The organism is Streptacidiphilus melanogenes, assembly GCF_000787835.1.
In the GTDB taxonomy this organism is placed as follows: Bacteria; Actinomycetota; Actinomycetes; order Streptomycetales; family Streptomycetaceae; genus Streptacidiphilus; species Streptacidiphilus melanogenes.
Genome location: NZ_BBPP01000018.1, coordinates 64,199 through 85,071 on the forward strand (window position 1 = coordinate 64,199; position 20,873 = coordinate 85,071).

The following is a 20,873-nucleotide window of genomic DNA, read 5'->3' on the forward strand; positions in this document are numbered from 1 at the left end:
GCCGACCTCCGGTGGTGCCGCCCGTTGCACAGTCCTGAGCACTCTCCATATAAAGGACACAACTTCGAGCGCTGCACCACCGGGGGAGGAACGGCCGTGACACGAACCGCAGCGGCGGCGGACGGGGTCGTCCTGGCTCTCGACGCCGGCGGCAGCCGGATCAGGGGCGCCGTGCTCGCGCCCGACGCCACCGTGCTGCACCGCGCGAGCGCGGAGACGGGTGTCGAGCGCGGCCCCGACGCCGTGGTGGAGACTCTGCTCGACCTCGCCGGGGAGCTGGCTGCCGAGCACCGTCCGGTCGCGGCGGGCATCGCCGTGCCCGGCATCATCGACCAGGCGGCCGGGATCTGCACCTTCGCGGCCAACCTCGGCTGGCGCGACGTGCCGATCAGGCAGTGGGCGGCCGAGGAGCTCGGCATCCCCGTCGTACTGGGCCACGACGTGCGGGCGGCCGCCCTGGCCGAGGCGCGGCTCGGCGCGGGGCGCGGCTGCCGGTCCTTCCTGTTCGTGCAGATGGGGGCCGGCGTCGCGGCGGCGCTGGTGCTGGACGGGCGCATCCTGGTCGGCGGTCACGGGTCGGCCGGGGAGATCGGCCACCTGACCGTCCGCCCGCGCGGACGGCTCTGCGCCTGCGGCAAGCGCGGCTGCCTGGAAACGGTGGCCTCCGACGCGGCGCTGGCCGGCGCGTACAGCAGGGCGACCGGCGAGCAGGTCGGCGCGGAGGAGCTGTGGCGCCGCGCCCAGGCCGGCGACGACGTCGCCGAGTGGCTGTGGGACCGCACGGTGCCCGCCCTGGCCGACGGGCTGGCCGCGGCGGTCGCGCTGTTCGACCCGCGCCGCATCGTGGTGGGCGGCGGTCCGGCACAGGTCGGACGCTCCTGCTTCGACCCGCTCCGCACGGCGCTGGAGAAGCGCCTCGCCTTCCAGACCACGCCGGAGATCCTCCCTGCGGGGCTGGGCCGCGACGCGGGCTGTGTCGGCGCGGGCCTGCTGGCGTTGGAGCAGCGCCCCGTGCGTGCGCGCGTCGGCGCCCCACCGCGCCCGCACGCCCGCCTCGCCACCCGCCGCTGACGCCCTCCGGGCGGGCCGCGGTCTTGACGCGGGGCTGATTAGTTCGGATCCTAGCGGAACTATTTCTCTCGCTCCTCTCCCACCCCCGTGGAAGGACCCCGATGAGCAGTTCCCTCCGACCGCGCCTGGTGGCCGCGACCGCGTTCGCGGTCGTCGCCGCAGGGCTGCCGCTGTTCCCCGCCGCGGCCGCGCATGCGGCGTCCGGCGGCACGATCACCGTCGGCGGCCAGTGCCTGGACGACGTGAACGCCGCCACCGCCGACGGCAGTCCGATCCAGCTCGCCGCCTGCGACGGAACCCCCGCGCAGAGCTTCGCCTGGAACGCCGACGGCACCGTCGGCGTCCTCGGCACGTGCCTCGCCGTCGCGGGCGGTTCCGAGGCCGACGGCGCGGCCCTGCAGCTGGCCGCCTGCTCCGGCGCCGCGCCGGAAGAGCACTTCGCGTTCCAGCCGGACGCCACCGTGCTCAGCGCCGCGTCAGGCAAGTGCCTCCAGGTGCAGGGGAGTTCGGCGGCTCCCGGCGCAGCCGTCGGGCTGGAGCCGTGCAACCCCTCGCAGGCCCTGCAGGACTTCACCGCCGCGACCGCGCCCGCGTCCGGCTACACCCTCTCCGCCGGTACGTCCGTCTCCGGCGGGAACGGGGACGACACCCCCGCGTTCCCGTATCTGGACAAGAACGGGCAGTTCTACTACCAGTCCGCGCACTCGCTCTACGGCGCGACCGACAGCCGGTCCTGGGACTTCTACACCGGTAAGGACTTCGACACCGCGTCGACGGCGTCGATCAGCAAGTCCGGTACCAACAAGGACACCACCGCGTTCTGCGACAACAGCCCGACCGGCGTGAACGCCACCGACGCGCCCTCCGGTTCCGGATACGCCCAGCGCAACTACTGCGACCTGGTGGGCGTCTGGGTCGACCCGGACACCGGCACCTGGTACGGGCTGGTGCACAACGAGTTCACCCCGCAGCCCTTCGGCGACGGGCTGCACTACGACGCGATCGACTACGCCTCCTCGACCGACCGGGGCGCCACCTGGACCATCCAGGGCCACGCCGTCACCTCGCCGTACTCCACCAAGCGCGGGGACACCGCGGCGTTCCCCAACTCCACGTACTACTACGGCGACGGCGACCCGCGGCTGTTCGTCGACCAGCGCTCGGGCTACTTCTACGTCTTCTACATGTCCCGCCTGGTCGACAAGACCGGCGGCTGGGGCGGCTTCCAGGAGCACGTGGCCCGCGCGCCCATCTCGAAGAAGATGAGCTCCAGTTCGTGGAGCAAGTGGTACGACGGTTCGTGGTCGCAACCCGGTGTCGGAGGCGCGGAGAGCGACGTCATCCCCTCCGACGGCGTCGGCTCCGGCTGGATCCCGTCCGCGCGGGGCTACTCGCCCAGCACGGCCGGCAGCGTCGCCAGCCAGATCGCGGCCGGGACCACACCCGTCACCTCGCAGCTGTCGGTGCTGAACATCGCCTGGGACGCCTACCTCGGCAAGTACATCGGCACCCCCGAGAACGAGGCCGGCAGCGACCAGCCGCAGCACTTCTACGTGACCGACGACCTGGCCACCGAGAAGTGGACCGACATCGGCTCCGCGGGTCCCGCCCAGAGCTCCTGGTACCGCTGGTTCCTGGATCCGGCCAACCTGACCTCCGGCGCGATCGTCGGCCGCAGCTTCCGCTCGTACTGCGAGTACTCCTGCACCCCGGACGACTCCGAGTACACCCAGTTCACCGTCGCTCCGACGTCCCTTGCCGGGCTGCCGTCCTCACCGGTCGGCGCAGGCGGCTCGTACCGGGTCGGCGCGGGCGACGGCCGGTACCTGACGCAGAGCGGCAACAGCCTCACCACGACCACCGCCCCGTCGGGCTCCTCCGCGCAGTGGACGTTCACGCCCACCGGTGACGGCTTCTTCACCGTCGCCAACGCCTCCAGCGGCCAACTGCTCGGCGTGGACCCGACGAAGAACGCGGGCCGCGCCTGGGACACGGCCGCGAAGCTCGGCAGGCCGGGAGCCGAGGGACCGACGGTCGGTCAGCAGTGGTCGATCCAGACGGTGATGCAGTCCCCGGCCACGAGCGGGGCCTCGACGCCCACCGGCGGCTACCGACTGGTCAACCGCTACAGCGGCCTCGCCCTCAGCCTGACCGGCGGCAGCGCCGCCGTGGCGACGGCCCCGCAGCGCGGCTGGAACAACAGCGGGACGGCCGGGGACACCCGTCCCGTCTCCGCGCAGACGCTCACCTTCACCGCGGCGGCCGCCGGGCGGCAGGACACCGGCTCCGCCCTGCGGTGGCGGACGGCCGGCTGAGGCCGACCGCGCACGCGCAGCGGCGCCGCCGGACGGAGCGTCCCGGCGGCGCCGCTGCGCGCAGCTCGTGCCGCGTTGGGCACGCCGCCCCCCAGGGGCGGCGTGTATAACTCATGCATGCCGAAGAAGCCCGCCACGGACGTGGTCACACTCGTCGACGTCGCGAAGGTCGCCGGTGTGTCGCGCGCGACGGTCTCGCGGGTGGTCAACGGCAACGCCTCCGTCGCGCCGGCGCTGCGCACGGCGGTCGAGAAGGCCGTCGCCGCGACCGGCTACACCCCCAACCTCGCAGCCCGCTCCCTGGTGACCCGCACCACCGGGTCCATCGCGCTCGCCGTCTCCGACATGAGCGCCGGACAGATCTTCGCGGACCCCTTCTTCGGGCGGGTGGTCAGCGGCGTCACCCAGGCGGTCCGGCCGCGCGGCGTGCAGCTGGTGCTGGCGATCGTCGACGACGAACCCTCCCGGCGGCAGCTGATCAACTTCCTGCGGCAGGGCCACGTCGACGGCGTCGTGCTCGTCTCCACCCACACCGACGACCCGCTCCCGGCGGCGCTGGCCGACGCCAAGGTCCCGGCGGTCCTGTTCGCCCGGCCCAGCGAGCCGCTGCCGATCAGCTTCGTGGAGCTCGACCAGCGCGCCGGCGTCTTCCTGGCCGTCGACCACCTCGTCGGGCTCGGGCGCCGCCGGATCGCGACGGCGTCCGGCCCGCTGGACACCCCGGCCGGCCGGGAGCGCCTCGACGCGTTCCGCGAGCGCCTCGCCCACCACGGCCTCACCGAGGAGGGCTGCGTCGAGGGCGACTTCACCCAGGCGGGCGGCGCGACCGCGATGCGCGAACTGCTGGCCTGCGCGCCCGACGCGGACGCGGTCTTCGTCGCCTCCGACCTGATGGCGCTCGGCGCGGTCGCGGTGCTGCACCGCGCGGGGATCGCGATCCCCGAACGGATGGCGCTCGTCGGCTTCGACGACAGCAGCGCGGCCGTCAACTGCGACCCGCCGCTGACGACCGTCCGGCAGCCGGTCGAGTCGATGGCGGCGCAGATGGCGGAGCTGCTGCTGGAGCAGATCGCCGCGCCGGAGCGGACCCTGCAGTCCCGGGTCTTCCAGCCGACCCTCGTCCGGCGCGAGAGCGCCTGACCAGAGCCGGCCGGACCGGGCCGTTGAGGCCCTCAAGCCGGACGGATCAACGTCCCGAGGTGGCGGGGGAAGAACCGGACCGCGCTGTCGGCCTCGCTCGCCCGACCGTGACCGACGGAGGGACCACCCACACGGAAACCGCGTTCACGGGTCCCGCCTCCACGGTCGCTGTCACGATCAAGAGGAAGCCGGCAGGCGAAGCGCCGCCCCCGCCAAGGGATTTCTCCGACTCGGCAGGGACGGCTCCGACTCCGCTAGTCCATCGCGTCGGCCGTGATCGCCGAGCCGAGCGTCAGGCCGCCCGACAGCGGCAGGTTGCGTGACGAGTCACCGACGAGGATCTGGTAGTTCCCCGCCCCGGCGACCCAGTGCCCGCTCCCGGTGTCCCACGAGGCCAGATCGTGGGCCGTCACCGTGAACGTGACCGTGCCGGACGCGCCGGGGTTCAGCGTGATCCGCGAGAACCCCTTGAGCTGGTGCGGCGGTTCACCGGCCGGGGCCGGATCGCCGACGTACAGCTGCGCCACCTCCGTCCCGGCCCTGCTCCCGGTGTTCGTGACCGTGGCCGTCACCGTCGCCTGGCCGTTGGTCACCGCCCCCACCTGCAGGTTGCTGAACGCGAAGCTGGTGTACGACAGGCCGAAGCCGAACGGGAACAGCGGCGTCACGTTGTTCGCGTCGTACCACCGGTACCCGATGTCGAGCCCCTCGGAGTACTGCACCGTGCCGTTGACGCCCGGCCACTGCGCGGCCGTGTTCGCCGGCACCTGCGACAGCGAGGTCGGGAAGGTGATCGGCAGGTGCCCCGAGGGGTTCACGTCGCCGAAGAGCAGCGCCGCGATGGCCTGGCCGAACTCCTGGCCCTGGTAGAAGCCCTCGAAGACCCCCGCGACCTGGTTCAGCCACGGCATCAGGATCGCCGAGTTGTCGTTGAGCACGACGATCGTGTTCGGGTTGGCCGCGGCGACCGCGGAGATCAGCGCGTCCTGGTTGTTCGGCAGGTTGAGCGAGGTGTTGTCGGACTCCTCGTGTCCGTAGTTGTCCGCCGCGAAGACGATCGCCACGTTCGAGGACTGCGCGAGCGCGACCGCGGAGGCCTGGTTCGAGCCGTCGTCGTAGCCAACCTTGATGTTCGTCCCGGCGGTGCGCTGCTGGATGCTGTACAGCGGGTCGTAGGTGCCGGTGCTGGTGGCGCTGCCGCTGCCGGCGCCGCCGGTGATCGCCCCCGAGCTCGCGTCGGTGCCGATGACCGCGATGGACTCGCTGCCGCCGGGGTTGAGCGGCAGGACGCCGTTGTTCTTCAGCAGCACCGTCCCTTCCTCGTCCCCGCGCAGCGCCACCGCGCGGTGGGCGGGCGTGGCGACGATCGCGGTGGTCGAGCCGCTCGGCGCCTTGTCGAACATGCCGAAGCGGAACATCTGGGTCAGCACCCGGGACACCATCGAGTCGAAGGTGGCCTGGGTGACCTGGCCCGCCGCGACGGCCTGCTCCAGCGACGAGGCGAAGAAGCCGCCGAAGGGCATCTCGACGGTCTCGCCGGCGTTGGCCGACGGCACGGTGGAGTGGATGCCGCCCCAGTCCGAGGTGATGAAACCCTGGAAGCCCGCCTGCTGGTACATCGGGACGTTCTCGACGGCCGGGTTCTGGCAGGAGTAGTTGCCGTTCACCATGCTGTACCCGCACATGAGCGCCGCCGCGCCGCCCTTCTCGATGGCGGTCTGGAAGCCCGGCAGGTAGATCTCCTGGAGCGTGCGCTGGTCGATGATCTCGTTGCCGGGCGCGGACGGCTGCTCGATGTTGTACGCGGCCGCGTGCTTGACCTCGGCCATCACGTCCTGGCTCTGCATGCCCTGGACGTCGGCGCTCACGATCTCGCCGGTGAGGTACGGGTCCTCGCCGAAGGTCTCGTACGCGCGGCCCCAGCGCGGGTCCCGCACCATGTTGATCGTCGGCCCGAGGGAGACGTTCACACCCTTGCCCGCGAACTCCTGGCCGGCCGCCACGCCGAAGCTGTGCTCGTAGTCGGTGTCGAAGGTGGCCGCGGACACCTCACCGTCGGGGAACTGGGTGACCCCGCCGAGGCCGTCGCCCACGCCGCTGGGCCCGTCCTCGAGGTTGACGCTCGGGATGCACAGCGAGGGCTGGGCGGCGATCTGCCCGATGTAGACGTTCGAGCCGTCGCCGTAGAGCATCGCGTCCTTCTGGTCCTGCGTCATCGCGCCCATGAGCTGGGCGACGCGGGTCGGGACGGCGACGTTCGGTTCGTTGATCCACGGGCAGGTGCCCGGTGCCGGCTGCGGCGGGGGTGGCGGGATGGTGACGGTCTGGTTCCCGACCGTGTAGACGGAGAACTCCCAGAGCGAGTCGCCGTAGCCCGTGCCGCGTGCCGTCCCGTACATGCGGACGTAGCGGCCGGTGCCGGTGACGTTCAGGGTCTGGGTGCCGCCGGTGCCGGTGGTGGTGGAGTAGATGCTGGTCCAGTTGGTGTTGTCGGTCGAGGTCTGGAGCTGGAACCCCGAGGCGTAGGCGTTCTCCCACTGGAGCACCACCTGGCAGATCGGCAGACTCCCGCCGAGGTCGACCTCGATCCACTGCGGGTCCGAGGACGCGCTCGACCAGCGGGTCAGGGTGCTGCCGTCGGTGGCGTAGAAGGGGTCGTACGCCGGATTGCCGTCCTGGATCGAGGAGGCGGTGGCGGGGTGCCCCAGGGCGGCGTTGGTGGTTCCGCAGTTGCCCGCGCCGCCACCCGAGTTGCCGCTCCCGCCGGTGAAGGCCTGCATCTCCCACAGGGAGTAGCCGTAACCGGTGGCACGGGCGGTGCCGTACATGCGGAGGTAGCGGCCGGTGCCGGTGACGTTCAGGGTCTGGGTGCCGCCGGTGCCGGTGGTGGTGGAGTAGATGCTGGTCCAGTTGGTGTTGTCGGTCGAGGTCTGGATCTGGAAGGCGCTCGCGTAGGCGGTCTCCCAGTTCAGCACGACCTGGCAGATCGTCAGGGTCGTGCCCAGATCGACCTCCAGCCACTGCGGGTCGCTGAACGCGCTCGACCAGCGGGTCCCGGCGTCGCCGTCGACGGCAGCCGAGGCCGGGGTGCCGGCGTTCTCGGTGGACGAGGCGGTGGCGGGCTGGTCCAGAGCGGCGTTCTGGGTCCCGCAGGAAGAACCGCCGCCCGTGCCCGACGTGCCGTACACCTGGAACTCCCAGAGGGAGTAGCCGTACTGGGTGGTGCGTGCGGTGCCGTACATGCGCACGTAGCGACCGGTGCCGGTGACGTTCAGCGTCTCGGTGCCGCCGGTGCCGGTGGTGGTGGAGTAGATGGACGTCCAGTTCGACCCGTCGTCCGAGACCTGGATCTGGTAGGCCTTGGCCGACGCCGTCTCCCACTGGAGCACGACCTGGCTGATGGTGGAGCTGGCGCCGAGGTCCACCTGGAGCCACTGCGGGTCGCTCCAGGCGCTTTCCCAGCGCGTGCCGGTGTTGCCGTCCACCGCGTTGGCGGCGGCGTTGCCGGCGTTGACCGACGAGGCGGTGGCGGTCCTGCCCTGCGACAGCAGCGCCCCGGCCGCGTGCGCGGCCGGCGCTGCGGCGGTGAACAGGGCGGTGAGCAGGGCCAGGACGGTGAGGGTCGCCGTCCACATCGATCTGACGGCGCCTTTGGTGACCGGGGTGAACCCCGGGGAGCGTGCGTTCATGGCATTCCTCGCTCTGTCGGGGTGCTCAGTAGCCGACGGCCACTTCGAGCCACTGCGGGTTCGCGTGCGAGATGTACGAGGACTGCCCCGCGTAGTCGTCGTACGGGAAGCCGTAGGCCAGCCCGTTGATCGCGTGGTCGTGCCAGAACTTGGCGTAGTAGTTGGCCGGAGCCCCCTGGTAGTACTGGCTCGGGTCGGACCACTGGGCCTGCGGCAGCGTCGCCACATGGCGGTTGAGCGCCGCGCACTCGGCGGCGTTGCTCGCCAGCGTTCCGGCGCAGCCGAAGATGTTCGAGGTGGTCTCGTTGACGCCGACCGAATTGGCGTACGCGGTGAAGTAGTTCGCGTTCACGCCGCCCGTCTGGAAACTCGGGTCGCTGCCGGGCGCGATGATCCGGTAGGGCGCCTGCGTCTGCGCCAGCACCTTGAACTCCTGCGGCACGGCGCTCTGGAAGTCCGAGAACACCTGGGTGCGGCTCTCGTCGAAGACCTGCTGCGTGTCGCCGACCTGGACGTCGTAGCCGTCGGAGGCGTGCAGCCGCATCGCGATCGGCAGGCCCCAGGCGTCGACCCGGGTGGTGTTGCCGTTGAACACCCCGGCGCCGACGGTGAACTCGATGAAGTCGAAGTACTTGCTGTTCGGCGAGCCGAGGTAGAAGTACATCCGGCCCGAGGAGTTGGCGGGCATGTCGAGGTACGGCTGCTCGGCGACGGAGTGCGTCTGCCCGTCGAAGCTCCAGTACACCTGGCTGTCCGGGTAGGCGCCGTCGGTGCGGTTCAGCACCTTGACCATCAGCACGTTCTGCGCGGGCGGGATCGTGCTGGTGTCGCCCCAGAACGGATCGCCCGTCCCGCCACCGGAGCCGCTGGAGCCGGTGGTGAAGACCTGGAACTCCCACAGGGAGTAGCCGTACTGGGTGGTGCGGGCGGTGCCGTACACGCGGACGTAGCGGCCGGTGCCGTTCACGCTCAGGCTCTCGGTGCCGCCCGCGCCGGTGGTGGTGGAGTAGATCGTGGTCCAGTTCGTCGCGTCGTCGGAGACCTGGACCTGGTACGCCTTTCCGGCGGCGGTCTCCCACTGGAGCACCACCTGGCACACGGTCTGGCTGGTGCCGAGGTCGACCTGGAGCCACTGCGGATCGCTGAACTGGCTGGACCAGCGGGTGCCTGCGTTGCCGTCGACGGCCGCCGAGGCAGGCGTCCCGGCGTTCTCGGTGGACGAGGCGGTGGCGGGCCGGTTCAGCGCCGCGTTCGTGGTGCCGCAGCCGCCGGTGGCGGACGGTGCGCCGTAGACCTGGAACTCCCACAGGGAGTAGCCGTACTGGGTGGCCCGGGCGGTGCCGTACATCCGGACGTAGCGGCCGGTGCCGGTGACGTTCAGGGTCTGCGTGCCGCCGGTGCCGGTGGTGGTGGAGTAGACCGTGGTCCAGTTCGCGGCGTCGTCGGACACCTGGATCTGGAAGGCGGTCGCGTAGGCGGTCTCCCACTGGAGGACGACCTGGCTGATGCTCGCGCTCGCGCCGAGGTCGACCTGGAGCCACTGGGGGTCGCTGAACTGGCTGGACCAGCGGGTGCCGGCGTTGCCGTCGAAGGCCGCCGTGGCCGGTGTCCCGGCGTTCTCGGTGGACGAGGCGGTGGCGGCCTTGCCCTGCGAGAGCAGCGTCGCCGCGGCGTGGGCGGGCGGCGCCTGGCTGAGTGCCAGCAACAGGCCGGCGAGCAGGGCGGAGACGGCGAGAAGCGCGCGAAGCGCTCTCCCGCGGGCGAGGGTTGGCGAAGACGATCCGGACATGCGGCGGCTCCTCAGGCGCGCGTGCGGGGTGGGTGGAACGCGCAGCGAGAGTGAGGGGGGCGTCTGAGAGAGCGCTCTCTCGCACGAGCAGTGTGAGGAGCCGCGCAGTCCATGTCAAGGCCCGAGAGCGTTCTCTCGACCCGTGTGCGGCACGCGAGTTGTCGGTGCGTCAGCCGCGCGCGGTCGAGGGAACGTACGCCCCGCGTCGGCTCAGCCGAGTGGCCGCAGCACCAGGGTGACGAACCCCCAGGTGTCGCGGTAGACGGTGAGCCATTCGTCGCGGTGGACGGCCGACACCTCCAGCGCCCGGGCGCGGTCCGGGTCGTCCGGGTGGTCCAACGCCCAGGCGGCCAGGGAGCCGGTCCAGGCCCACTCGTAGGCGTCGAGTTCGTGGCGCGTGCTGAGGTGGGCGTGGACGGGGACCAGGCCGGCGGCGGTGACCTGCCGCATGACCGTCTTGAGGTCGCCGGAGTCGCCGAGCATCTCCTTGGCCTCCGCGGTGGGCTCTCGCTCGAAGTAGCCGTCGCCGACGAGGAGGCGGCCGCCGGGGGTGAGGTGGCGCGCCGTGGCGGCGAGTGTGCCGGGGAGGCCGTCGAAGGCGTGGGCCGTACCGACGCACAGGACCAGGTCGAAGCCGTCCGGGTCGGTGAAGTCGTTGGCGTCCTGCTCGTGCAGGGTGAGCCGGTCGGCGACGCCGAGCTTCCCGGCCCGCTCGCGGGCCTCGGCGAGGGCGGCCGCCGAGAGGTCCACCCCGACGGCGCGCAGCCGCGGGAAGCGGGCCAGCGCGCGCAGCAGCCACTCGCCGCTGCCGCAGCCGAGGTCGAGGACGCGGGCGTCCTCGCGGGGGACGGCGCGGTCCAGCAGCGCGGAGACGGACTCGTCCGTCAGCGGCGCCGCGATCGGATGGTCGGTGTGGGCGATGAGGGAGAGCAGTTCTCGTTTCACCGGCGGAGGGTGACACGGGCCCGCGGCCCGCGTCACGTCGATTTCCCTCGCCTCGAACGGATTTCGAGACACCGTCCGGGGTTCAGTAGTGGGCGGTGATCTCCCGAGCCGGGCCGTCCACGGTGAGCAGACCGCCGTAGGGGAGCACCAGCTGCGGGTCGGTGTGCCCGAAGTCGACGTCGAGGACGGCCATCGTGTCGGGGGCGTACTCCGCGAGCGCGCGCAGCACCGCCTCGCGCTGCTCCCTGCGGTAGGCCGCGCGCTGCCCGGCGTCGAGCCGCCGGTCGAAGTTCCACGCCTTCGCCCGGCCCATCAGCAGCGCGGGGAAGCGGCGCAGCAGCCCGCGCTCGCCCATGCTGCGCAGGACCCGGTAGACCTCGGCGGCGGCCGGCATCTCCTCGGAGGTCTCCAGCAGCAGTACACAGCCCTCGTAGGCGTCCGGCGGCAGGATCTCGCGGTCCGCCATCAGCAGCCAGGAGAGGATCTCCAGGTTGCCGCCCCAGGTCCGGCCCTGGACGCGCCGGTCGGCGCGGTGCCAGAGCCACGGTCCGGCCGGCTCGCTCGAAGCCTCCCGCTCGAAGGTGCCGGGGTCGGCCCAGTCCCCGAGGACGGTGTCGACCCGCTCGGGCGGGGTCAGCACGCGCGGGCCGGGCTCGAAGAGCGCGGCCCGCAGCGTGTCGGCGGTCTGCGGGTGCATCGCGGACGGGCGGCCCAACTGCGTCATCACCGAACCGCCGTGGTAGCCGGGCACGCCGAGGTTCCACAGCAGCGCGAGCAGGTTGGTGTTGTCGCTGTAGCCGAAGAACGGCTTGGGGTTCGCGCGCAGCAACTCCTTGTCGAGGTGCGGCAGCACCCGGATCTGGTCGTCCCCGCCGATGCTGGCGAAGACCGCCTTGATCCGCGGGTCCGCGAAGGCGGCGTGCAGGTCCGCGGCCCGCTCCTGCGGCGTCGCGCCCATCCTCCGCGTCGCCTCGTACTCGACCGGCGCCAGCCCGAAGTCCTCCGCCAGCCTCCGCAGACCCAGCTCGTACGGCGCGGGGAAGAGCCCGGGCAGTCCGGCAGAGGGCGAGACGACGGCGACGGCGTCGCCGGGCGAGAGCTTGGGCAGCGGAGACAGGACGGTACGCATGCGGTGGATGCTACGAGGACCGCCCCCGGACCGTCCGTCTGTTTTCCGGCCCGGCACGATGCGGCTTCACCGTCGCCGGGCCGCCACGACCGCGTCGTGCACGGTGATCTCCTTGCCGTCCGGGTCCACCGCCTGCCGGGCGCGGGTCTCGGCGCGGATCTCCCAGCGGGCCGGGTCCAGGTCGGCCGCCACCTGCTCCGGGGTGTACATCATGTCGAGGTAGACCCCCGGGCCGCCGCCGTCGCGCTTGTCCTTGGGGTGGTGACCGACGATCAGCAGGGTGCCGCCGGGAGCCACGGCGTCTGCGAGCGCGGCGAAGACGGCGCGACGCGGCCCGGTCGGCAGGTGCATGAACTGCGCCGTGACCAGCTCGTACCCGCCGTTCGCCGGCGGGGCGTCGCGCAGGTCGGCGTGGGACCAGGTGATGCGGTCCGCGATCTGCCCGCCTGCCGCCCGCGCGTGCTCGGCGGCCCGGGCGAGGGCGACCGTGGAGATGTCCGTGCCCGTGACCTGCCAGCCGCGTGCAGCGAGCCAGATCGCGTCCGCGCCCTCGCCGCTGCCGACGTCGAGCGCGCGGCCCGGTGCCAGGGAAGCCGCCTCGGCGACGAGTTGCGGGTTGGGGTTGCCGCTCCACAGGGTGGGGCGGGAGCGGTAGCGGTCCTCCCAGGCGTCCTGCTCGAAGTGGGTGCGCTGCAGCTCCCGGTAGGCCTCGACCGCGTCACGGGTGTCCGCCGCGACCAGGTCCGCGTTGATCATTGCACCGGCCCGCAGTCCCGCCGCCGCGGAGACGACGACCTGGGCGCTGACGTCGGCGACGTTGCCTGCCACCCAGACGCCCGGCACCTCGGTGGCGCCGGTCGGGTCGGCCGGGACCCGGCTTCCGACGACCTCGCCGCCGAACTCGACCGGGACCGGCCGCAGGTCGAGGGAGTCCAACAGCCCTGCCCGTGCCGTCATGCGCGTCGCCACGACGAGCGCGTCGAGCGGGACGAACTCGCCTGAGGCCAGCCGGACTCCGGTCAGGTGATCCGCGTCCGCCTCGACCGACGCGACGGGGCCGTCCGTGACGTGGATGCCGCGCGCGGCGAGCCGCTCGGCCTGCACCGCGTCAGGGACCTCGACGCCGTGCCGCAGCACGATCACGTGGTCGCTCCACTGCCGCCACAGCTCCGCGTGGTGCCAGGCGACCGGGCCGGTCGCGAGGACGCCGACGCGTCGGCCGCGGACCTCCCAGCCGTGGCAGTAGGGGCAGTGCAGCACGTCCTTGCCGAAGCGTTCGGCCAGTCCCGGCACCTCGGGCAGCTCGTCGACCAGGCCCGTCGTCACCAGCAGGCGCCGCGTCCGCAGCTCGCGCGCGCCGCCGTCCGCCGTCTCGACGACGACGACGAACCCCTCGCCGTCCTTCGCCGCGGAGGTGACCGTGCCGACGGCGAACTCACCTCCGTAGCCCGCCAGTTCGGCGCGGGCCGTGGCCAGCAGCTCGCCGGGCGGCGTGCCCTCGCGGCCCAGGTAGCCGTGGACGTGCCCGGCGGGCGCGTTGCGCGGCCGCCGGGCGTCGACCACCAGCACCGAGCGGCGCGCCCGCGCGAGTGTCACCGCCCCGCTCAGTCCGGCCGCGCCGCCGCCCACCACGACCACGTCGTACGCCTCGTTCACCGGGATCTCCTCTCGCCCCTGCGGTTGTGGCGTCCACCGTGCGCCGGGCCGTGCCGATCGGCAAAGTAAACTTGCCGATATGGCAAACGACGACGCCGAGGTGCTGGCCCTGGTCGGCCCGCGGCTGCGGGAGCTGCGCCGCAAGCGCGGCACGACGCTCGCGCGGCTCGCGGACGCCACCGGCATCTCCGTCAGCACGTTGTCCCGGCTGGAGTCCGGCGAGCGCAAGCCGACGCTGGAGCTGCTGCTGCCGCTGGCCCGGGCGCACCAGGTGCCGCTGGACGAGCTCGTGGGTGCGCCCGAGGTCGGCGACCCGCGTGTGCGGCTGAAGCCGGTGCAGCGGCACGGCGCGACGATCATGGCGTTGACGCACAACCCGGGCGGCGTCCAGGCCTTCAAGATGATCGTCCCGCCCGAGCGCTGCGAGCCCGACCTGCGCACCCACGAGGGCTACGAGTGGCTCTACGTCCTCGCGGGCGAACTGCGGCTGGTCCTGGCCGACCACGACCTGGTGATGAAGGCGGGCGAGGCCGCGGAGTTCGACACCCGCCTCCCGCACTGGTTCGGCAGCACGGGCGTCGCGCCCGTCGAGGTGCTCAGCCTCTTCGGCCCCCAGGGCGAACGCATCCACGTCCGCGCGCAGCCCCGCAAGTCGGCGGAGTAACCGGACCGGCGGCCGCGCCCTCCGATCGCGGCGCTCGCCTGGCGGCACCACGCTGCGGACTCCACGCCTGAGGCCCGGCCCGCGGCGCGGAGCGGCGGAAGTCCGGCCCCCAGGCTCGGCTCCTCGCGCTGCTCCCGATCGGCGGCGGTTCGGTCTGGTGGACGCCACCTGGTTGATGCCACGCGGTGGGGGCGAGGCGGAGGGCCGAAGCCCGGCCCAGGCCCGGCTCCTCGCGCCGCCCCGACTGCGGCGGTTCGGGCCGTAGCGCGTGGGACCGGCGCCACCTGGTGGTGGCGCCCGGCAGGGTCGACAGGCGGGGGCGGAGGGGCGGAGTCCCGGCCCCGATGTGCCTGCCTCTTCGCTCCGCTCCTGCTCCCGTCAGGACACGATGTCCTTCGCCCGGAGGTGGCGGAACGCCAGCGCGCCGAAGACCAGGGCCAGCGAGAGCGCGATCGAGACGCCCTCGATCATGCCGGTCCAGTCCGGGTTCGGCTGGAGGACGTCGACCCAGGCGTACATGCCGTGCGTGGGCAGGAAGCTGCGCAGGGAGCCGAGCGCGGTGATGTTGTCCAGGATCCCGGACAGGATGGCCAGGCCCACCGCGCCGCCGACGGCGCCCAGCGGGGCGTCCGTCAGCGTCGACATCCACAGCGCGAAGCCGGCGATGGAGAGCTCGCAGACGAACAGGTAGACGGCGACCAGGGCCAGCCGCCCCGTCGCCGTGCCCGCCGGCAACGAGCCGGCCAGGCTCAGGTGCAGGTCGCCCCAGCCGTACGCGGCCGTGCCGACGCCGAGCGCGACCAGCGGCAGCACCAGCACCGCGACGGCGCTGAAGCCCAGGGCCACCGCGAGCTTGGCGAGCAGCAGCCGCGCCCGCGGCACGGGGGCGGCCAGCAGGTAGCGCAGCGAGGACCAGCTCGCCTCGGAGGCGATCGTGTCGCCGAAGAACAGCGCCACCGGCACGCTCAGCAGGAAGCCGCTGGCCATGAAGAGCACCGCGAAGGCGAAGTTGACGCCCGAGGAGGTGGCCGCCTGGATCAGCGAGGGGCTGCCGTCCCGGCCGGAGGGCGTGCCGCCGACGGCGAGCGCGGCCCAGACGATCACCGGCAGTGCGACCATCACGCCGAACACGATCGAGGTGCGGCGGCGCGACAGCTGGCGGCGCGCCTCGACGCGCAGCGGCAGCGTGCGCGAGGGCCGGTAGCCCGCGGCGGCGCCGGACGAGCCGGAAGCGGCCCGCGCGTCGGCCTCGGCGTGAACGGTCCCGGTGTCGGTCTCGGTGCTCATGCGCGCTCTCCGGTGAGGGTCAGGAAGGCGTCCTCGAGCCGGCGGTGCGGGCCGACCCGCTCCACCGGCACATCGAGGCGCAGCAGTTCGGCGAGGAGCTCGGGGACGGCGAGGCCGTCCAGGCGGACCAGCAGGCCCGGCTCGTCGGTCGCGGCGGTGACGGAGGCGACGCCGTCGAGCGACGTCAGCTTGGCGATCACACCGTCCCGCGCCCCGGCGCTCATCTCGCCCGTGCCGACCAGCAGTTCGTCGTCGTTCCCGGTGATCTCGGCGACCGGGCCGGCCGCGAGCAGCCGGCCCTGGGTCATCACGACCAGGTGGGTGCAGGTCTGCTCGACCTCGGAGAGCAGGTGGCTGGAGACGATCACCGTGCGGCCGCCGGACGCGTAGCGGGTGATCACCGCGCGCATCTCGCGGATCTGCTGCGGGTCCAGACCGTTGGTCGGCTCGTCCAGGATCAGCAGGTCCGGCAGGCCGAGCATGGCCTGGGCGATGGCCAGGCGCTGCCGCATGCCCTGCGAGTACGTCCGCACCGGGCGTTCCAGCGCCTCGCCGAGGTCGGCGATCTCCAGCGCCCGCGCGACGTGCGCGTCCTCGGCGGGGCGGCCGGTGGCCTGCCAGTACAGGTCCAGGTTGGCCCGGCCGCTCAGGTGCGGCAGGAAGCCCGCGCCCTCGACGAACGCGCCCACCCGTGACAGCACCGGCGCGCCCGCCGCGACCGACTGCCCGAAGAGGTGGACACTGCCCGCGTCCGGGCGGATCAGGCCCATCAGCATCCGCATCGTCGTGGTCTTGCCCGCGCCGTTCGGGCCGAGCAGACCCAGCACCTGGCCGCGTTCGACCCGGAACGACAGGTCCTTGACGGCGTAGCGGTCGGCCGAGCCGTGGTAGCGCTTGGACAGCCCGGCCACGACCAGCGGCGACGCCGCGAGCTCCGGGTCCGTGGCCTGCCCGGCCCGGCGGCGACGGCGCGCGCCCACGCCCGTCAGCACCAGCGCGGCCGCGACCGCGGCCGCGCTGAGCGGCAGCAGCCACACCCAGGCGGGCAGCGGCGTCCGGTCGTTGCGCAGCGCGGTGTCCATGGGCAGCGTGAGCGGGTCGGCGGCGGGCAGCGAGACCTGGTACGTCGCCGGCGCGGCGGGCGAGGAGTAGCCGAGGTCGGTCGAGGCCAGGACGAGACGCAGCCGGTGACCGGCGGCGAAGTCGTGGTCCACGGCCGGGAGCTGCACGTCCACCGTGCCGGAGGAGGTGACCCGCAGCGGGGTGACCAGCTGGTGCGGCAGCACGCTGCTGCCGTCCGGCGAGACGTCGTAGAGCTTGGCGAAGAGGACCGCCGGGGCGGTGCCGCCGGTGTCGACGGTGACCTTGACGCTGGGCGCGCCGGTCAGCTGCAACGCGCTGTCCAGCGGCGCGGACTCGAACGCGGCGTACTGGCCCGGCAGGTCCGAGCTGATCGGCAGACTCCCCCCGACCAGCCCGCTGAGCTGCGACAGCGCGCCCCCGAGCCCGGGCACGGACGAGACGGCCGGCGGCATCCCGCCCGCCGGGTTGGCGACCGCCTGCGGACGCCCGTCAAGGATCACGCTGCGGCGTGAGGTGCCCGCCAGGGTCGGGTAGCTGTTCGCGCTCGCCCCGAACTGGACCACCTGCCCGGCCGAGACCGAGACGCCGCCGGTCCGGGTGACCCGGAACGCGGGGCCGGTGTCCACCGCCTTGTCGTGCTTCAGGTAGCGGTCGAACCAGGCCAGCGTGCGCGCCTGGGTCCGGGCGCTCTCCTGGTCGCCGCCGTCGTGACCACCGGAGAACCAGTCCACGGCGACGGGCGCGCCGTTCGCGGCGATGGCCCGCGCCATCGCGTCGCCCTGGCTGAGCGGGAAGAGCGAGTCGTTCTGACCCTGCGTGATCAGCGTGGGCACCCGGATGCTGCCGGCGACGGAGTCGGGGCTGGACTGCTTCAGCAGCGCCAGCCCGGCGGGATCGGCCGTCCCGGACAGCGCGGCGCGCTGGTAGAACTGGCACAGCTGCGCGGTGAACCGGCAGTCGCTGCCGCCGCCGCTGGTGAAGAAGACGCCGGACCAGAGCTTCTTGAAGACGCCGTTCGGGAAGAGCGCCTGCCCGAGGTCCCACCAGGTGATCTGCGGCGCGATGGCGTCGACCCGCTTGTCGTGACCGGCGGTCAGCAACGCGATCGCCCCGCCGTATGAGCCGCCCGCGATCCCCACGCGCGGGTCGTCGGGTCCGTCCTGCAGCACGTCCGGGCGGTGCCCGAGCCAGTCGACCAGCCGCTGCACGTCCGCGACCTCGCGGTCGGGCGCGTCCAGGCCGATGGCCCCGGTCGACTTCCCGAAGCCGCGGGCGGACCACGTCATCACCCGGTAGCCGTGCTGCGCGAGGTACCGCGCCTCCCCGGCCATGTCGTCCTTGCTGCCACCGAACCCGTGGGCGAGCAGCACCGCGGGCCGCGGGGTGGCGTCGCCGGTGGTGAAGTACGCGGTGTCGATCCGTACGGTGCTGCCGCTCCCGGGCGTCTCGGGCATCGAGAACACCCGGTCCTGCTCCCGGACGGCAGGCGCGCCGCCGTCACCGGCGGCGACGGCCGTCCCGCCGCCCACGACGATCAGCGCGGCCACGACCGCGGCGGCCCACCGCCGCGGCATGGGGGCTCTCAGCGGCACGAGCAGGTCCCTTCGGCTCCGAGGCGGGCACGGACCGCACCGCCGCCAGGCATCGTAGGCACAACGATCACCCACCCGAGGACGTGCCCCTCCGTGCGGGGAGCTCAGTCCTGCTCGTCCAGCTCCGCGAGGAGGTCGAGGGCGATCGCCCAGGTCCGCTCCGCGGCGTCCGCGTCGTAGTCCGGGAGATCGGGGTCGGTGTAGAGGTGGCCCGCGCCGCGGTAGCGGTGGATCTCGGTGTCCGCGCCCGCGCGGGTCATCAGCAGGTACCAGGCGTTCAGCCAGTCCTCCGTCTCGTAGACGTCGGGCTCGGCGACGTGGAGCTGCACCGGGATCGAGGTGGCCGCGTCCTCCGGGATGTCGGAGGTGCCGTGGAGGAGCAGCAGGCCCCGGGCGCGCTCGTCGGCGAGGGCGAGGTTCTGGGCGATCGCCCCGCCGAGCGAGAAGCCGGCGTAGACCAGGCCCGGACCGTCCGAGGCCAGCAGCGGGGCGACCGCCGTGACCGCGCGGCGCAGCAGTTCGTCGCGGGTGATCTCGTCCGCGTAGGCCAGGCCCGACTCGACGTCGTCGAAGGTCCGGCCGTCGAAGAGGTCCGGGGTGTGCACGACGTGTCCGGCGGCGCTCAGCCGTTCAGCCGCGGCGTGGACGGCCGGGCGCAGGCCGTAGGTGGAGTGGAAGAGGACGATCTGGGCCACGGACGGCTTCCTTCGCAGGCTGGACGGGTGCCTGTCCATCATCGCCGATGCCGTCCCGCGCCCTGTGCCACCCGCGGCACGGATTGATCCGTCCGGTGGGTTCCACGCGTGGCGCCGCGCGTGCGACGCTCCTAGCTCCGCTCCGCCCCAGCGCTCCGCAGCGATCCAGCCCCACTGTGCACCGCCGACGACGAGGGGGGACCCGCATGGGCCCGTACCTGCCCGACGCCGTACGCCAACACGCCGCCCGACGCCCCGGCGCGCCTGCCGTGACCGAGGACGAACGAACCGTCAGCTACCGCGAGTTGGACGCGCGCGCCAACCGCCTCGCGCAGGCGCTGCTCCGCGAGGGCGGCCTGCAGGCGGGTGCGCGTGTCGGCTGCCTGGCACGGCCCGGGGTGCTCACGGCCGAGCTCCTGCTCGCCTGCGCGAAGGCCGGCCTGGTGGCGGTGCCGCTCAACTGGCGGCTGGCGGAGCCCGAGTTGGCGGCGGTCGCGCGGGACGCCGAGTTCGCGGCCGTGCTCACGCAGGAGGAGTTCCTGCCCGGTGCACGGGCGATACGGGCCGTGCTGCCCAAGGCGCCCCTCGTCGTGGACGGCACGCCGGGCCCGGACGAACTCGACTACGAGACCCTGCTGGCCGCCGCGTCCGACACGGACCCGGGCGGTGGCGGCGACGGAGAGGGGGAGACCGTCTGCCTCCAGCTCTACACCTCCGGCACGACCGGGCAGCCCAAGGGCGTCCGGCTCACGCTCGGCAACCTCGACGCCGGTGACCACCTCGTGCGTGAACTGGGCTGGGACCAGCACTCGGTGAGCATGAACGCGATGCCGTTCTTCCATATCGCCGGGGCCGGATGGCTGGTCCAGGCCCTGGTCGCGGGCGCGCACACGGTCGCCGTGCCGGACCTGGTCCCGCAGCGCGTCGTCGAGCTGATCGAGCAGCGGCGAATCAGTCACACCTTCTTCGTCCCGGCCGTGTTGCACATGCTCACCTCGCTGCCGGACATCGCCGCGCGCGACTTCTCCGCGCTGCGCCTGATCGCCTACGGCGCCTCGCCGATCACGCCCGTGCTGCTGCGGCGCTCGATCCAGGTGTTCGGCTGCGGCTTCCTGCAGATCTACGGCCAGACGGAGACGGCAGGCAGCGCCACCCGGCTGCTGCCCGAGGACCACGACCCCGACGGCCCCAGGGCCCGTCTGCTGCGCTCGGCCGGGAACACCCGCCCCGACGTCGAGGTCCGCGTCGCCGACCCGGCGACCGGCGAGCCGCTGCCGACCGGCGCGGTGGGCGAGATCTGCACCCGCTCCCACTACGTCACCCCCGGCTACTGGCGCCGCCCGGAGGAGAACGCCCGTCTGTTCACCGAGGACGGCTGGCTCCGCACCGGCGACGCGGGCTACCTCGACGAGGAGGGCTATCTCTTCATCACCGACCGGATCAAGGACATGGTGATCACGGGCGGCGAGAACGTCTACCCGGTCGAGGTGGAGGCCGCCCTCGCCGAGCACCCGGCGGTCCTGGACGTGGCCGTGTTCGGCACGCCCGACGAGCGCTGGGGCGAGGCGGTCACCGCCGCGGTGGTGCTGCGTCCGGGCGCGGAGGCGGTGAGCCCGGCGGAGCTGATCGCCTTCGCCCGGGAGCGGATCGCCTCGTACAAGAAGCCGCGCATCGTGCTCTTCCTGGACGAGCTGCCGCGCAACCCGACCGGCAAGATCCTCAAGCGGGTGCTGCGCGAGCGCTTCGCCGGGGCGTGACGCACGGTGTGGGGTCGCCCGAAAGAATCAAGCACCATTGATTTTTTCTCGCGGCGGTGCC

The 20,873-nt window shown here is 73.0% G+C and carries 13 protein-coding genes; 5 read left to right on the forward strand and 8 right to left on the reverse strand.

The genetic code is table 11. From position 1 onward, the window contains the following. The first annotated feature begins 96 nt into the window (after positions 1-96). From TR49_RS20280 to TR49_RS20290, 3 genes are all read left to right on the forward strand, one after another. Positions 97-1,071, forward strand: coding sequence for an ROK family protein (locus tag TR49_RS20280; RefSeq protein ID WP_063770136.1), 975 nt, complete (start codon positions 97-99; stop codon positions 1,069-1,071). A gap of 101 nt (positions 1,072-1,172) precedes the next feature. Further along, positions 1,173-3,386 (forward strand): RICIN domain-containing protein, encoded by a 2,214-nt coding sequence (locus TR49_RS20285; protein WP_052434468.1) that lies wholly within the window; start codon positions 1,173-1,175, stop codon positions 3,384-3,386. A 117-nt stretch (positions 3,387-3,503) separates the two neighbouring features. Then, positions 3,504-4,526: a LacI family DNA-binding transcriptional regulator gene (locus TR49_RS20290; protein ID WP_042383515.1), complete on the forward strand. Its 1,023-nt coding sequence runs from the start codon at positions 3,504-3,506 to the stop codon at positions 4,524-4,526. A 254-nt stretch (positions 4,527-4,780) separates the two neighbouring features. On the opposite strand, the gene TR49_RS46765 is transcribed toward TR49_RS20290, so the two are convergent. From TR49_RS46765 to TR49_RS20315, 5 genes are all read right to left on the reverse strand, one after another. Beyond that, positions 4,781-8,215: a discoidin domain-containing protein gene (locus TR49_RS46765; RefSeq protein ID WP_084725120.1), complete on the reverse strand. Its 3,435-nt coding sequence runs from the start codon at positions 8,213-8,215 to the stop codon at positions 4,781-4,783. Positions 8,216-8,240: 25 nt separating this feature from the next. Next, complete coding sequence (locus TR49_RS20300; protein ID WP_063770137.1) at positions 8,241-10,004, reverse strand: discoidin domain-containing protein; 1,764 nt, start codon at positions 10,002-10,004, stop codon at positions 8,241-8,243. A 210-nt stretch (positions 10,005-10,214) separates the two neighbouring features. Continuing rightward, positions 10,215-10,949, reverse strand: a complete 735-nt coding sequence (locus tag TR49_RS20305; RefSeq protein WP_042383517.1) for an SAM-dependent methyltransferase — start codon at positions 10,947-10,949, stop codon at positions 10,215-10,217. An 82-nt stretch (positions 10,950-11,031) separates the two neighbouring features. After that, a complete protein-coding gene (locus tag TR49_RS20310) occupies positions 11,032-12,078 on the reverse strand; it encodes a S66 family peptidase (protein WP_042383518.1) in 1,047 nt (348 codons plus the stop codon). A 66-nt stretch (positions 12,079-12,144) separates the two neighbouring features. Continuing rightward, positions 12,145-13,734, reverse strand: coding sequence for an FAD-dependent oxidoreductase (locus TR49_RS20315; RefSeq protein ID WP_042383519.1), 1,590 nt, complete (start codon positions 13,732-13,734; stop codon positions 12,145-12,147). A gap of 79 nt (positions 13,735-13,813) precedes the next feature. Here TR49_RS20315 and TR49_RS20320 point away from each other — a divergent pair, with 79 nt between their 5' ends. Continuing rightward, a complete protein-coding gene (locus TR49_RS20320) occupies positions 13,814-14,398 on the forward strand; it encodes a helix-turn-helix domain-containing protein (protein WP_042383521.1) in 585 nt (194 codons plus the stop codon). Between the two features lie 378 nt (positions 14,399-14,776). Here the strand turns inward: TR49_RS20320 and TR49_RS20325 are convergent, their stop codons facing one another. The 3 genes from TR49_RS20325 to TR49_RS20335 form a co-directional block, all read right to left on the reverse strand. After that, positions 14,777-15,685 carry a DUF2705 family protein gene (locus tag TR49_RS20325; RefSeq protein ID WP_084725122.1) on the reverse strand — a complete coding sequence of 303 codons (909 nt, stop codon included), beginning with the start codon at positions 15,683-15,685 and terminating at the stop codon, positions 14,777-14,779. Further along, entirely contained in the window at positions 15,682-18,342 is a 2,661-nt protein-coding gene (locus tag TR49_RS20330) for an alpha/beta fold hydrolase (RefSeq protein ID WP_042383523.1), read from the reverse strand. The genes TR49_RS20325 and TR49_RS20330 overlap by 4 nt, the downstream gene beginning before the upstream one ends. A gap of 122 nt (positions 18,343-18,464) precedes the next feature. Next, positions 18,465-19,094: a dienelactone hydrolase family protein gene (locus TR49_RS20335; protein ID WP_042383603.1), complete on the reverse strand. Its 630-nt coding sequence runs from the start codon at positions 19,092-19,094 to the stop codon at positions 18,465-18,467. Positions 19,095-19,261: 167 nt separating this feature from the next. On the opposite strand from TR49_RS20335, the gene TR49_RS20340 reads away from it, so the two are divergent. After that, positions 19,262-20,812: a long-chain-fatty-acid--CoA ligase gene (locus TR49_RS20340; protein ID WP_042383524.1), complete on the forward strand. Its 1,551-nt coding sequence runs from the start codon at positions 19,262-19,264 to the stop codon at positions 20,810-20,812. The last annotated feature ends 61 nt before the right edge of the window (positions 20,813-20,873 follow it).

Bases quoted from the DNA above. Each gene is read 5' to 3' on its own strand.
- TR49_RS20310 (WP_042383518.1), bottom strand. From the start codon at position 12,078: ATGCGTACCGTCCTGTCTCCGCTGCCCAAGCTCTCGCCCGGCGACGCC.
- TR49_RS20330 (WP_042383523.1), bottom strand. From the start codon at position 18,342: ATGCCGCGGCGGTGGGCCGCCGCGGTCGTGGCCGCGCTGATCGTCGTG.
- TR49_RS20285 (WP_052434468.1), top strand. From the start codon at position 1,173: ATGAGCAGTTCCCTCCGACCGCGCCTGGTGGCCGCGACCGCGTTCGCG.
- TR49_RS46765 (WP_084725120.1), bottom strand. From the start codon at position 8,215: ATGAACGCACGCTCCCCGGGGTTCACCCCGGTCACCAAAGGCGCCGTC.
- TR49_RS20290 (WP_042383515.1), top strand. From the start codon at position 3,504: ATGCCGAAGAAGCCCGCCACGGACGTGGTCACACTCGTCGACGTCGCG.
- TR49_RS20335 (WP_042383603.1), bottom strand. From the start codon at position 19,094: ATGGACAGGCACCCGTCCAGCCTGCGAAGGAAGCCGTCCGTGGCCCAG.
- TR49_RS20325 (WP_084725122.1), bottom strand. From the start codon at position 15,685: ATGAGCACCGAGACCGACACCGGGACCGTTCACGCCGAGGCCGACGCG.
- TR49_RS20340 (WP_042383524.1), top strand. From the start codon at position 19,262: ATGGGCCCGTACCTGCCCGACGCCGTACGCCAACACGCCGCCCGACGC.
- TR49_RS20300 (WP_063770137.1), bottom strand. From the start codon at position 10,004: ATGTCCGGATCGTCTTCGCCAACCCTCGCCCGCGGGAGAGCGCTTCGC.
- TR49_RS20320 (WP_042383521.1), top strand. From the start codon at position 13,814: ATGGCAAACGACGACGCCGAGGTGCTGGCCCTGGTCGGCCCGCGGCTG.